11 protein-coding genes and 1 pseudogene are annotated in these 13,470 nt (G+C 70.0%); 7 read left to right on the forward strand and 5 right to left on the reverse strand.

What is annotated here, in order from left to right; translation table 11 throughout:
* Positions 1-6: 6 nt before the first annotated feature.
* A complete protein-coding gene (locus NGH83_RS06325; RefSeq protein WP_251858213.1) occupies positions 7-783 on the forward strand; it encodes a DarT ssDNA thymidine ADP-ribosyltransferase family protein in 777 nt (258 codons plus the stop codon).
* 197 nt (positions 784-980) lie between these two features.
* Entirely contained in the window at positions 981-1,256 is a 276-nt protein-coding gene (locus NGH83_RS06330; protein WP_251858214.1) for a GlsB/YeaQ/YmgE family stress response membrane protein, read from the forward strand.
* Between the two features lie 34 nt (positions 1,257-1,290).
* Here the strand turns inward: NGH83_RS06330 and NGH83_RS06335 are convergent, their stop codons facing one another.
* Both NGH83_RS06335 and NGH83_RS06340 read right to left on the reverse strand, forming a co-directional pair.
* Complete coding sequence (locus tag NGH83_RS06335) at positions 1,291-4,659, reverse strand: DEAD/DEAH box helicase (RefSeq protein WP_251858215.1); 3,369 nt, start codon at positions 4,657-4,659, stop codon at positions 1,291-1,293.
* 76 nt (positions 4,660-4,735) lie between these two features.
* Complete coding sequence (locus tag NGH83_RS06340; protein ID WP_251858216.1) at positions 4,736-6,016, reverse strand: uracil-xanthine permease family protein; 1,281 nt, start codon at positions 6,014-6,016, stop codon at positions 4,736-4,738.
* Positions 6,017-6,171: 155 nt separating this feature from the next.
* Between NGH83_RS06340 and NGH83_RS06345 the strand changes: the two genes are divergently transcribed.
* The 5 genes from NGH83_RS06345 to kynU are packed head-to-tail and all read left to right on the forward strand — an operon-like array spanning position 6,172 to position 11,160.
* A complete protein-coding gene (locus NGH83_RS06345; RefSeq protein ID WP_251858217.1) occupies positions 6,172-7,443 on the forward strand; it encodes an amidohydrolase family protein in 1,272 nt (423 codons plus the stop codon).
* Positions 7,444-7,464: 21 nt separating this feature from the next.
* On the forward strand, positions 7,465-7,803 hold the full coding sequence (locus tag NGH83_RS06350) for a TIGR04076 family protein (protein ID WP_251858218.1): 339 nt from the start codon (positions 7,465-7,467) through the stop codon (positions 7,801-7,803).
* A complete protein-coding gene (locus NGH83_RS06355; protein WP_251858219.1) occupies positions 7,803-8,834 on the forward strand; it encodes an LLM class flavin-dependent oxidoreductase in 1,032 nt (343 codons plus the stop codon). The genes NGH83_RS06350 and NGH83_RS06355 overlap by 1 nt, the downstream gene beginning before the upstream one ends.
* Positions 8,831-9,913: an alpha/beta fold hydrolase gene (locus NGH83_RS06360; protein ID WP_251858220.1), complete on the forward strand. Its 1,083-nt coding sequence runs from the start codon at positions 8,831-8,833 to the stop codon at positions 9,911-9,913. The genes NGH83_RS06355 and NGH83_RS06360 overlap by 4 nt, the downstream gene beginning before the upstream one ends.
* Positions 9,910-11,160, forward strand: a complete 1,251-nt coding sequence (gene kynU, locus NGH83_RS06365) for a kynureninase (protein ID WP_251858221.1) — start codon at positions 9,910-9,912, stop codon at positions 11,158-11,160. Before NGH83_RS06360 ends, kynU begins: the two co-directional genes overlap by 4 nt.
* On the opposite strand, the gene NGH83_RS06370 is transcribed toward kynU, so the two are convergent.
* From NGH83_RS06370 to NGH83_RS06375, 3 genes and pseudogenes are all read right to left on the reverse strand, one after another.
* Complete coding sequence (locus NGH83_RS06370) at positions 11,157-11,747, reverse strand: hypothetical protein (RefSeq protein ID WP_251858222.1); 591 nt, start codon at positions 11,745-11,747, stop codon at positions 11,157-11,159. The genes kynU and NGH83_RS06370 overlap by 4 nt on opposite strands.
* A 72-nt stretch (positions 11,748-11,819) precedes the next feature.
* Complete coding sequence (locus tag NGH83_RS15330) at positions 11,820-12,089, reverse strand: HNH endonuclease signature motif containing protein (RefSeq protein ID WP_371872793.1); 270 nt, start codon at positions 12,087-12,089, stop codon at positions 11,820-11,822.
* A 45-nt stretch (positions 12,090-12,134) separates the two neighbouring features.
* Positions 12,135-13,191, reverse strand: a pseudogene (locus tag NGH83_RS06375) (DUF222 domain-containing protein); the annotation flags it as partial.
* Positions 13,192-13,470: the final 279 nt, after the last annotated feature.

Raw genomic sequence — 13,470 nt, forward strand, 5'->3', positions numbered from 1 at the left:
TTGGCGGTGGCGGAATGCATTCACGGATTCGACGAGGGCCTTTGCGACATCTGCTTCCCGCGGGAGGAGCCGAAGAAGGCGGTCGCGGCGCCGAAGACCCGCGCGCGAGCGGCATCGGTCGGCCCGCGCAGCAGGGTTCCCGGCTCGTCGAGGAAGGCCCCTGAACTCGACTCGGCCCCGTTCGCGGAGCGACGGATCTACCACGTCACCCACCTGCGCAATCTCGACGCGATCTTCATCGACGGCGCGATCCGTTCGTCGGCGGTGCCCGAGTTCGACATCGCGTCCCCGTTCCTGCGCGAGCGACGCGCGGGCGTCGAGGTGGCGCCCGACGCGCCGCTGACCGACTTCGTGTCGTTCTCGCTGAGCCCTCACGCGTCGTGGTGGGACGAGGTGCGCACCGGAGCGCACGACGGACGCTGGTCACCGGAGGCGCGTCAGTCGAAGCCGACCCAGTTCGCGGTGCTCGTCGGCACGGTCGCCGCGGTCGGGCCCGAGATCGTGGTGTCCGACGGCGACGCCGGTGCGCCGTCCTCCCGCTTCGGGGTGGGCTCGGTCGCTGCGTCGCAGCTGGCTCGCCGAGCCGAGCTCGCCGACCCCGAACTGCTCGATGCCGAAGTCCTGGTGCGAGGGGAGTACCCGCTGGCGAAGGTCGCGGTGCTCGCCGTGCCGAACGAGCCGGTGCGAGACCACGTCCGTGCCACTCTGCGCGAGAGCGGCACGAAGGCGCCTCGCATCGTCGTGTACCCGCCGTGGTTCCTCCCGGTGCCCGAGAACGTCTGACCGGGCACCTCGGCGCGATCCTCGACGCGATTCCTTCAAGCGCGGGCAGGGCGTTCTCAGGGCGCACTCGCGGCTGACGTGCGTGTCAGCCGAGCATCAGCTGAGTGTCGGCTGGTCAGCTGGCATGAGCGGGCCGTGGATGATCGACTTGTCGTGTCGGGGCGGAAGCGTCCCGTTCGCATGTCGAAAGGAACACCGTGATCGGTCTCATCATCAGCATCATCGTCATCGGCTTGATCGCGGGTGCGCTCGCCCGGCTCATCGTGCCGGGACGTCAGAGCATGTCGATCCTCATGACCATCGTCCTCGGTGTCATCGGATCGTTCGTCGGAGGCTTCCTCGGATTCCTCATCTTCGGCGCCGACTCGCAGGACGGCTTCTTCCAGCCGGCCGGCATCATCGGCTCCGTGATCGGCGCGATCATCGTGCTGCTCATCTACATCAGCGTGAAGGGCCGCGGCGCCCGCCGCTGACCCGAAGGTCACGCCGCATCCGCGCGCTGCTCGTTCAGTCGAGCAGCGCGCGGATGTCGTCTGCCGTGAGGGAGTCGCTGAACATCGCGTCGTCATCGATGACCGCGTCGAAGAGTCGCGCTTTCTGCTCCTTCAACGCCATCACCTTTTCCTCGATGGTGCCGCTCGCGACCAGCCGGTAGACGTTCACCGACCGGGTCTGCCCGATGCGGTGCGTGCGGTCGACGGCCTGTTCCTCGGCGGCGGGATTCCACCACGGATCGAGTAGGAAGACGTAGTCGGCCTCGGTCAGGTTGAGGCCGAAGCCTCCCGCCTTGAGGCTGATCAGGAACACCGGGGCCGGACCGGTTCTGAACCGGTCGATCACCTCCGACCGCCGCGTGGTCGACCCGTCGAGGTATTCGAAGTCGATGCCCGCAGCCGTCAACCTCTCGCCCGCCTTGCCGAGGAACGAGGTGAACTGGCTGAAGACGAGCGCCTTGTGGCCCTCTGCGATGACGTCCTCGAGGTGTTCGAGCAGGGCGTCGAGCTTCGCCGACGGCGTGCCGGCGTACTTCTCGTCGAGCAGCGATGCATCGAGGCTCAGCATGCGCAGCAGGGTGAGCGAGCGGAAGACGATGAACCGGTTCTTGTTCATGTCCGCGAGCAGTCCCAGCAGCTTCTGACGTTCCCGCTGCAGGAACCGGTCGTAGAGCGCGCGGTGCGCGGGAGCGAGGTCGACCCTCAGCTCCTGCTCCTGCTTCGGCGGGAGATCCGCGGCGACCAGCTCCTTCGTGCGGCGCATCATGAGCGGCCGGATGCGGCGGCGCAGCGTCGCCAGCTTGTCGAGCCCGCTGCCCGAGGTGATGGGCCGCAGGTAGTCCTCACGGAACCGTCGGGACGAGGGGAACAGGCCGGGGGCGACGATCCGGAACAGCGACCACAGGTCGGTGAGACTGTTCTCCATCGGCGTGCCGGTGATCGCGAACTTCACCGCCGCGTCGAGCTCCACCGCGTTCTCGTGCGCCTTCGACTCGGGGTTCTTCACGAACTGTGCCTCGTCGAGCACCAGAGCCTCCCATCTCACCGCCTTGTAGCCCGCGAAGTCGAGGCGGAACAGGGCGTAGGAGGTGATCACGATGTCGGCCTGCTCGGCGTGCGACGCCGGCGAGACCCGCGATTTGCGCTCGGTCTCGGTGATGCCGACGACCCGCAGACCGGGGGTGAACCGCTTCGCCTCGCTCACCCAGTTGGGGACCACCGAGGTGGGAGCGACGACGAGGAACGGCCGGCGCTGCGCAGCGGGCCGGGTCTCGACGGCGTGCGCCGCCAGGGCGAGCGTCTGGATCGTCTTGCCGAGTCCCATGTCGTCGGCGAGGACACCGCCGAGCCGGTGCTCCCAGAGGAAGGCGAGCCAGTCGAACCCGTCGTGCTGGTACGGGCGCAGCTGCGCGTCGAGCCCGGTCGGCAGAGGCGTGTGGTCGACGCCCTCCTTGTCGACGAGGGCCAGCAGCCCGGCGACGGATTCGCGCCACGCGATCGACTGCTCGCTCTCGTCGGCGAGGTCCTCGAAGTCGGCCCAGAGGCCCGCCTGGTAGCGGCTGATGCGGACTCCGGTCTCCCACTCGTCGAGCTCGGAGGCCTCGAGGATGAGGTCGCGGAGCCGGTCGAAGACCGGCTGCCGCAGGTTCAGGTACGACTTGTCGATGAGCAGGAGCTTGTTCTGCCCCTTAACGAGTGCCTTGAAGATCGGACCGAACGGCACCTTCTTGCCGTCGATCGTGATGATGACGCCGAGGTCGAACCAGTCGCGCTGGTCGGTCTCGACGGTCGACACCGTCAGCGAGGGGTCGCCGGAGAGCTCGCGGTAGTCGGGCTGGTCGCCGATCACGACGACCGTGACCCCGGGAATCTCTCGGATCCGGGGGAGCTGATGCTCGGTGAACTCGGCGGCGTCGACGCCGTGCAGGGTCGTCGCGTCGGTCGCCGCGACCGCGATGCCGGCGGCCGCGGCCTCCTGGAGGATCTTCGTCTCGGCGTCGGGGTCGCGGAATCCGTCGCCCGTCGCGAACGGGAGCTTCGCCCGATCGGGGCCGTACTGCCAGCGCCAGTCGAGACGCAGCACGTCGCCCTTCGCGAAGGTCGCGGTCAGCTCGAGCACGGCCGACGGGGCGGCCGGCAGGTCGACGGACGCGTCGGGGCTGCTCACCGCGATCGTGCGGCGCAGAGTCGGGAAGTACTCGGTGAGGAACTCGTCGGCGTCGGCGGCGGGAACGACGACGGTCGTCGGGTTGCGCAGCAACTGTCGCTGCTCGCCCGACACTGGCGCCGATGTCGGTGCGAGCGTGAGGCGGGTGGCGGGGTCGAAGCTCCACGAGTACAGGCCGTGGTCGCCGATCAGACGGGTCGTCGCCACCGGTCGGGCTTCGCCGCCGATGCGCACGGCGGGGACCACCCGGAGGTCGCGCGGCCCGTCGGCACTCCCGGTGGAGTCGTTCGACGCGAAGATCTCGACGGCGATGCTGGCGCTGTCCCCGAACTCGATCGGGTCGCCCTTCTTGCCGGTGACGAGCGCGATGCCGAGGTCGTCGGCGCTTTGCAGCAGGGGCCACAGCAGCGGGCTCGTGATGTGGTCGAGGTAGATCCAGTCGGCTTCGGTGAAACCGAAGTTGCCACGGGTCGACCGGTCGAGGGCGGCGATCTGGCCGAGCCAGCTCTGGTGGTCGGGGTTCAGGCGCAGGCGGCCGGTGTGGTAGCCGACCGTGCTCCAAGTGACCGTGTTGCGGACCCAGTTGCCGGCACCGCTCCGGGTCACGGGTCGGACGGCGAGGCGCACATCGGCGCGGTCGGGGGTCGCGGCATCGGCCGTGCGGGCGGAGGCGCCCCGCCACCGGTCGCGTATCGCGCCCATCTCGCGCAGTTCGAACAGCAGCCCCATCGAGGTGTACGCGGTGGGTCCGTTGTCGGCGAGGCTCCGCGGCACGGTGAGGGCGGTGAGCGCCGACTTCCAATCGTTCGGGGCGGGTGCGGTCGGCGTCGCGGTCTTCGAGGCGACCACCTCTTCGGTGACGGCGCCGCCGATCTCGCCCCACCGCATCCCGCCGCCGATGCGCTCCTGGACGGTGAGCAGGTTGCGCCGGATCAGCGTCGCGGCGACGTGCTTGCAGTCGCCGCCGACGGGGCAGGTGCAGGTGCTGGTGATGTTCTGCGCCGCGTCCTCGGGGAAGTGGATGCGGCTGAGGTAGGGGCGCGGGGCGCCGCCGCGCACCCGACCGGTGAGCACCGACTCGTCGGCGTCCCACGACAGCTCGAGCACGTTGCCGCGCGAGGCGTAGTCCTGACCGCGTTCGAAGGACTGCGGACCGACGAGTTGCGCGATGCCGCGCACGTCGAGGAAGGGCTGCGCGCCACCGTTCGAAGGCATCCTTCCAGGATAACGGCGCCCCCGACATCGACGGCCGCCGCGAGTGCGGCGGCAGTCGTTGTCGGGACCGGTCCGGTCAGCTGAGGCGCTGCTTCTCGGTTCCGCGCAGGCGGGCGATGCCCGTCATCAGGTGGTAGACGACGATCGCGGCGATGGTGCCGAGGACGATGCCGCTGAAGCTGAGGTCGCCGGCCATGATCGTGAAGTTCGCGATGCCCATGATCAGGGCGATGCCGGCGGTCAGCTGGTTCGCCGGTCGGCTGAAGTCGACCTTGTTCTCGACCCAGATCCGCACGCCGATGATGCCGATCAGACCGTAGAGCGCGGTGGTAACGCCGCCGAGGACCCCCGGCGGGATGGTGTTGATGATCGCGCCGATCTTGGGTGACAGTCCGAGCAGGATCGCGGTGAAGCCGGCGACCCAGTAGGCGGCAGTCGAGAAGACGCGGGTCGCGGCCATGACGCCGATGTTCTCGCCGTAGGTGGTGGTGGGGGAGCCGCCGCCGATGCCGGCGAGCACGGTCGCGATGCCGTCGGCGAAGAGCGCGCGTCCGGTCAGGGGGTCGAGGTCGCGGCGGATCAGCTGACCGACGCCCTTCACGTGGCCGACGTTCTCGGCGATGAGCGCGAGGACGACGGGCAGGAACATCAGGTAGATGCCGATCTGGTCTCCCGAGAAGGTGGGAGTGGTGAACTGCGGCAGACCGATCCACGCGGCGTCGCCCACCTCGCTGTAGTCGACCTCGCCGGCGATGACCGAGGCGACGTAGCCGACGACGACGCCGATCACGATGGAGAGGCGGCCGAGGAAGCCCTTGAAGACCACGGCCGAGAGCACGATGGCGAGCAGCGTGATGGTGGCGATGAGCGGCGAGAGCGCGAAGTTGTCGCGCGCGGCGGGTGCGAGGTTGAAGCCGATGAGCGCGACGATCGCGCCGCTCACCACCGGCGGCATGAGGATGTCGATCCAGCGGGTGCCGACGACCTGCACGAGAACGCCGACGAGGGCGAGGATCGCGCCGGTGATGATCATGCCGGCGAGCGCCGTGCCGGGGCCGCCCGTGGTTGTCGCCGCACCGATCGGGGCGAGGAACGCGAACGAGGAGCCGAGGTAGCTGGGGAGCTTGTTGCGGGTGATCAGCAGGAACAACAGCGTGCCGATGCCCGAGAACAGGAGGGTGGTTGCGGGCGGGAAGCCGGTGATGAGCGGCACGAGGAAGGTCGCGCCGAACATGGCGACGACGTGCTGCATGCCGAAGCCGATCGTGCGGCCCCATGTGAGTCGCTCCTCGGGGAGCACGATCTCGTCGGCGCCGACGGTCTTGCCGTCGCCGTGCAGAGTCCAGGGAAGTGCCATCGCTAGCTCCTTGCGGCCCGATGGGATCGGAGGGGGCGCGAGGCGCGCGGCGGGCCGACGCCGAGCGTAGCGGCGTGTCGCGCCCCGACGTGCGCGCCGCGCGAGGTGTCGCGTGTGAAACGATGCGAAGGACATCCGGCGACGAAAGGCCCTGAGTGAGCGACATCGACCTCTTCCTCGCGGGTGCCGCCCAGCCGGACGAGCTCCTCGTGACCGACGCGCGGGTCATCGACGTCGTCGCCGGAACCGCGTCCCCGGGGGCGCTATGGATCCGCGCCGGACTGCTCGAGGCGGTCGGAGCCGAGAGCGACGTGCGCGCGGCGATCGCCGCCGCGGAAGCGAACCCGGCGGAGCTCGACCTCGACGGCGCCTACGTCATGCCCGGGCTGATCAACATGCACAACCACCTGTCGCTGTCGCTGCCCGGCAGCGCGGGCGAGGTGCTGAACTCGCTCGACGCGGCGGGGCTCGCGCTCTACATGGCCGACGGCGCACGCCGCACCCTGCACAGCGGGGTGACGACGGTACGCAGCGTCGCCGAGAAGGGGCACGCGGACTTCGCGCTGCGCGACGCGATCCGGGCCGGACGCGCGCAGGGTCCCGATATCTTCACCGCGGGTCGCGCCCTCGTCTGCACCGGTGGGCACGGTCACGAGGGGGACGACACGCTCGAATGCGACGGCCCCGTCGGGTTCGCCACCGGGGTGCGCAGCCAGATCAAGGCCGGCGCCGACCTCATCAAGGTGATGATCTCGGGCGGGATCGCGGGCGAGCACGAGGGCATCGCCACCCCGCAGCTGACCGACGACGAGATGGCCTCCGTCATCGAGATCGCCCACGCGTGGGGCCGCAAGGTCACCGCGCACGCGGGCCCGGCGCCGATCATCGGCCGCGCCGTCGAACTCGGGCTCGACTGCGTCGAGCACGGCTACGAGCTGACCCCCGAGGTCGCGGCGCTCATGGCGGAGAGGGGCACAGCACTCGTGCCGACCCTCATCGTGACCCGCTGCGGCGCCTTCTTCGACGAACTCGGCGTGCCGGCCTGGATGCAGGAGCGCTCGCTCGGCGCCGGTCCCCGGCACATCGAGTCGTACCGGATGGCGCTCGACGCGGGTGTCGAGATCCTGCTCGGCAGCGACATGCCGCCGTTCTGGCGGTTCGAGGGGACCACCGCGATCGTGCGCGAGCTCGAGCACATGGCCGCGTTCGGACTCGACCCGGCGGCGGCGCTGCGCGCGGCGACGATCGCGCCGGCACGTTGGCTGCGAGCCGACGACGCGATCGGCAGCGTCGACGTCGGCAAGCGGGCCGACCTGATCGCGATGGACGAGAATCCGCTCGAGGACGTCAGCGCCCTGCGTGGCATCCGCTGGGTGATGAAGTCGGGCGACGTCGTCCGCGACGACCTGCTCGTCACCGCCCGATGAGCGATCGCGGAAGGGACACCGATGCCCGCTGAGAACCTCGGCTCCGATGGCAAGCCCGACATGGAGCTGTACGACATCAAGGTCGTCGTCGACCGTATCGAGGGCCGGTCGGTCTGCGATATGCGCGTCGGCGACTACGCCGAGATCGTGCACTCGAGCAGGCTGAAGATCCCGCGTCACTTCTGCATGTACGCCCTGCAGGCGGTGCTGCCCCTCATCCCGGCGAAGCAGCGTCAGCTGCCGGAGCACGACTGGCTCGAAGGCGAGCAGTACGTCGCCTGCCCCGATCCCGAGGAGCGCCTCATCATGCGGATCGAACGTGGCGCGCTCTGCGCCATGCGGTCGGATGAGCTGACCTGATGGGCGCGGAACAGGGGCAGCGGATGCCGATCGAGATCGGTCTGGGCATCCAGTCGGACAAACGGCCCGGCGAGTACGCCGCCATCGCGCGGACCGCCGAGCGGTACGGCATCGACGTGCTCAGCGTGTTCAGCGACCTGCTGTTCCAGCCGCCCATCGCGGCCCTGCTCGAGATGGCCGCCGCCACCTCGCTGGTGCGCCTCGGTGCCGCCTGCTGGAACCCGTACACGCTGCACCCGTACGAGATCGCCGGTCAACTCGCCGCGCTCGACCTCGCGAGTGACGGACGCGCGTACCTCGGGCTGGCGAAGGGGACGTGGCTCGACGCCATCGGCCGCGAGCAGCCGAAACCCGTCGGGCACCTGCGCGATGCCGCCGGCTTCATCTACGCGCTGCTCTCGGGGACAGGCGAGGGCTTCGATGGCGAGTACTTCGCGCTGCAGCCGGGCGTCGCACTGCGCTACCCGGTGCTGCGGACGAGGCCGCCGCTGCTGCTCGGCAGCTGGGGGCCGCAGGGCGCCGCCCTCGCCGGACGCATCGCCGATGAGATGAAGATCGGTGGCACCGCGAACCCTGCCATGGTCGCGGTGATGCGGGATCGGATGGCACCCGGAGCCGCGCGCGCCGACCGCAGCGCCGACGACGTCCGCCTGGTGCTCGGCGCGGTGACCGTCGTCGACCGCGACGGCGCCGCCGCACGCTCGGCGGCTCGCCGCGAGGTCGCCATGTACCTCGACGCCGTCGCCGAACTCGATCCGACGGTCGAGGTCCCCGCCGATCTGCTCGCGGGCGTTCGCGACCGTCTGCGCGACGGCGATCACGAGGCAGCCGGACGCGCGATCCCCGACGACATCCTCGATCTCTTCGCGTTCGCGGGTACGCCGGAGCACGTCGCCGCTCAGGCGCAGGCGATCATCGATGCGGGCGCCGACCGCGTCGAGTTCGGCACTCCGCACGGGCTCACCGACCTCGGGGGAGTCACCCTCATCGGCGAGGCCGTCGTGCCCCTGCTCGACCGGACGCGACGGTGACCGCGACCCTCGTCGTCGTGGTCGCCGACGACCTCCCGGTGGACGCGGACCTGTTCGACGAGACGGTCGCCGGCGCGGCCCGGCGTCGGGACTGGGTGGCGGAGGTCCGCCGGGTGCCGCGCGCGGCGCTTCCGACCGAGATCGACTCGGCCGCCGCCTCTCCCGTCCTCCTCGTTCCGGGCATGACCGTCGGGGCGACCGAGCTGGAGTTCCGCGACCGGGTCGACTCGGCGCCGGTGACCCGGTTCGACCTCGGGCGCCGGCCCCGGGACACCGATCCGCGCGTGCGTCATCACCTTTCGGGGCTCGGCCTCGACCACATGGCCTGGGCGGTGCTCGCCGCGATCGACGCCGCGCGGTCGCCCGCCGAGCGAGTCTCCTACGGCGGCGACGTCGACCAGTACGTCGACGTCCGTCGCCCGGCTGAGTCTCGTGGCACCGTCGTCCTGCTGCACGGCGGCTTCTATCGGTCGCGTTGGCAGGCGTCGCTGATGGACGACCTCGCCATCGATCTCGCCTCCGCCGGCCTCACGGCGCTCAACGTCGAGTATCGCCGCCCCGACGTTCACGACTGGGCGGAGACCGTCGCCGACGTGCGCGAGGCGATCCTGCTCGCCGTGCAGATCGCGCCCGGCCCGCTCGTGCTCGTCGGGCTCTCGGCGGGTGCGCAACTCGCGCTGCAGGCGGCGGAGCATGTCGCCGCGGGCGGCGACATCCATCCGACGCTCGCCGTCTCCCTCACCGGAGTGCTCGATGTCGTCGAAGCGGACGCCCGCTTCATGGGGGAAGGCGCCGTGCAGATGGCGCTCGGCGGCCGCCCGTCGGAGCTCCCCGCCGACTACGCCGACGCGTCGCCCATGGCGGTGCGCCACAACTCGGTGCCGTGGCTGGTCGTCGAGACCGACCGCGATTCACTCGACTTCCGGGAGATGGCGCGACGCCTCGCCCGCGCGGCCACCGGGCCTGTCGACACCATCGAGGGCGAGGGCGACCACTTCACGGTGCTCGATTCGGGCAGCGCAGTGTGGCGGCGGACCAGGGAGCGCATCCTCGCCGCGGTCGAGGGAGGCCGACGATGAGCGACCTGGCGACCGCTCGCGAGCTGGACGCCCGCGACCAGGCGCCGGCTCGGGACCAATTCCTCTTCCCGATGCACGGCGATCGCGAGGTCGCGTATCTTTCGGGCAACGCGCTCGGCCTGCAGCCGAAGTCTGCTCGCGCCGCCGTCCTGACAGAGCTCGATCGGTGGGCGGGCCTGGCGCACGCCGGCCACTACGAGGGACGTCTGCCGTGGACCCGGTACGCCGAGGCGCTGCGCGTGCCGATGGGGTCGATCGTCGGCGCCCTCCCGCAGGAGACCGTGGCGATGAACGGGCTGTCAGTGAATCTGCATCTGCTGCTCACCACGTTCTACCGGCCGAGCGGCGCGCGCACGAAGGTGCTGATGGAGCGCCACGCGTTCCCGTCCGACGTATTCGCGATCCGCAGCCATGTCGCCGCGCGGGGTCTCGACCCCGACGTCGAGATCCTCCTTCTCGAGCCGCGGGAGGGCGAGGACACGCTGCGCACCGCCGACATCATCGACACGCTCGAGCGACATGGGCAGCAGATCGCGGTCGTCCTCTTCGGCGGAGTGAACTTCCTCTCCGGCGAACTGCTCGACATCCCGGCGATCACCGCTGCCGCTCGGGCCATGGGGTGCCTCGTCGGCTGGGACTTGGCGCACGCGGCGGGCAATGTCGAACTGGCTCTCCACGACTGGGACGTCGATTTCGCCGCCTGGTGCACGTACAAGTACCTGAACGGCGGCCCCGGTGCGGTGGCCGGGGCGTTCGTGCACGAGCGCCACCTGGGCCGCGCCGATCTGCCGCGTCTCGCCGGCTGGTACGGGCAGGACGTGTCGGATCGCTTCGGCGACCACGAACGCCTCATGCCTTCTGCGACCGCCGACGCGTGGCAGATCAGCAACCCGGCGATCCTGTCGCTCGCGCCGGTGCTCGCGGCGGCCGAAATCACCGCTGGCATCGGGATGCCCTCGCTGGCTGCGCGCAGCCGGCGGCTGACCGGATACGTCGAAGAGCTCGTCGCTCCTCTGATGGAGGCAGGTCGGCTGGACCAGCTCACGCCGTCGGATGCAGATCGGCGCGGAGCGCAGCTGTCCTACCGTCTCGACGGGTCGTCGCAGGAGGTCGTCGACGCGATGCACGCGCTCGGCGTCTCGGCGGATGCCCGAGTGCCCGACGTGCTGCGCCTTTCCCCGTCGCCGCTATACAACTCGTACGAGGACTGCGCCCGCGCGGTCGCCGCACTGGTCGAGGTGCTCTAGCCCGCTGCCGTCACGGTCTCGGTCGGCAGGGAGTCGAGGACACGGCGTACGCGTCGCTCGTGCCGGCGTTGCAGCGGGATGAAGACCACCTCGGAAGCCACGACGAAGACGAACAACCCCCACGCGAAGGGGGCGAGAGGACCGGCCTGCATTGCGAGGCCGACCGCGATGAGCGCGATGGTGGCGAATCCGAGCCTCGAACTTGCCTGTTGAAGGCGGATGTTCAAGAGGAAGGATCGGGCGTACCGGCGCGCGATCTGCGTGTCCGGAGGTGACGGCAGAGGCCCCGTATGGCGGAGGGCGTGGCGCAACCATGCGGCGAGGTCGATGTCGGTTGCTTCACGTGCGATTCGAGCGGACAGTGCGGTGAGACGGCAATCGCGGATGAGGATCGGAATCTCGGCGGTGAGAAGAACGAATGCGAGAGCGATCACGCCGAACGCGAGAGAGCTGGCAGCGTCGAGCCGGAGCAGCCAGGCGGCGAGGGTCACGACGGCGGCGACGACAACGAAAGCGCCCGCGGCTGCGAGAAGGACATCACGTCGGAGGTGTCGGGTGATGCTGGCAGGGTCGAGCACGTCGGACATGGGGTCTCCGCGAGGGTTGGGGTCCTCGAACGCTAGCGAGTGGGAGCGGAAGCGCCAAGCGACGCCGGTTCCTCAGTGCTGCGGGATCTTCACTCTTCCGCCGCGGCGGGGTCTTCGAGTGGAGTCGATGTGGGATGGCGGTGTGAACCACGGCACCCCGTCGATCATCTGCAACGTCCACCCGTCTTCGTCGTATCGGCGATGGTGGAAGTGGCAGAGGAGAACGCCGTTCTCGATGTCGGTGCATTGGGATGCCGACCACGGGTCGATGTGAGCTCCGTCGCACCACCGCGGGGGAGCGGTGCATCCCGGCCAGACGCAGCCGCCGTCGCGGGCGGCCATCGCTCTGCGCTGGGCGGCGGTGAAGTAGCGCTTCGTCGCTCCCAGTCGGAGCGGCTGCTCTCGTCCGTCGAGCAGTACCGTGACGATCTCGGCGCACTGCAGGACCCGCTTCACCGTGGCCGCCGACACTGCGGCGGCGACGCCTTCGAACCAGGCGGCTCCCTGACCGGTGGCAGCCATTTCGGATGAGATGTGGAGGACCGCTGTCGCGGGCGAGGTCGACGAAGGCATCGGCGCGCTTCTGCTTCCAGCTGCGGTCGTCCCATTCCGTCGGGTCTGGAAGGAGTTCGCTTTCGGCCGTGTCCGCGTCGTCGATATCACCACCGTCGACCTCGCAGAATCTGACCTGACGTCGAGGAGCGGTGCGGGCATCGAGGGCCGCGTCGACGTAGGCGGAGCCCTCGGCGTCGACGCGGAGCAGGTACTCGAAGAGGTTGTCGTCGACCTGGCGCTTGGTGAGCTCGACGCGGGCTCGCGCCGCCTTCTCGCGCGGCTCCACCCCGTCCGGATCGAACTGATCGGGCAGCATCCGGCAGACGTCTCGAAGCTGAGTGGCAGTCCAGTCGGACACTGCGCCGTCGACGAGGAAGCCTTCGGCCCACTCGAATCCTTCGACGGTGGCGTGCGGCCCGATCTTCGCGAGTGCCCGGACGATTTCGCGACCGGCACGGGCACTGAGCAGCCCATCGCTGAGTGCGCCGGCGAGGTGAGGAAGGAACGACGGGAGGATCTCGCCGGTGATGCCTTCGCGTGGGGTGACCGCCAAGCCGAGCGCGCAGTGCATCGCGATGTCAGCCTCTGACTGCTTGGTGCGCTTCGCCAGCAGCTCGACCGCGTTCTTCTCGCCCGACCGGCGCGCGAGCGGCTCGGGCACCGTCGGCTCGCTGCGCCGCGCGACCTCGCCCGCCGCGGCGACGACGACGGCCTCGGCGAGCCGAAGGACCTCGACCGCGTGCTGGTGCATGGCGAGCAGATCGGCGTCGGTCGCCGCCATCAGTGACTCGACGACCGTCGACGACTCCGGCCGAGCGGCCAGCACGTCGGCGCGCGTCGCCAACGCGACGGCCTCTTCGGCCAACCGTGTCGTCGTGCGCCCCGCCATGACTGCACTCTTCCACCACCCTCCGACATCGCCTTCTGGCGGCTTCGCGCTTCGCGACGGCCGTGGACGGCCTCCTCAGCGACCAGGGTGTTCTGGTCATTGAGGAGGGCCGCCAGGCCCGTCGCGAAATGACATGAGTCGATGGTGCGCCGAGTTCGGCGCCCTGTTGCGGACCCGCGCTTCGCGACGGCCGTGGACGGCCTCCTCAGCGACCAGGTTGTTCCGGTCATTGAGGAGGGCCGCCAGGCCCGTCGCGAAATGACATGAGTCGTTGGTGCG

This window comes from Herbiconiux sp. L3-i23, from assembly GCF_023734115.1.
Classification (GTDB): domain Bacteria; phylum Actinomycetota; class Actinomycetes; order Actinomycetales; family Microbacteriaceae; genus Naasia.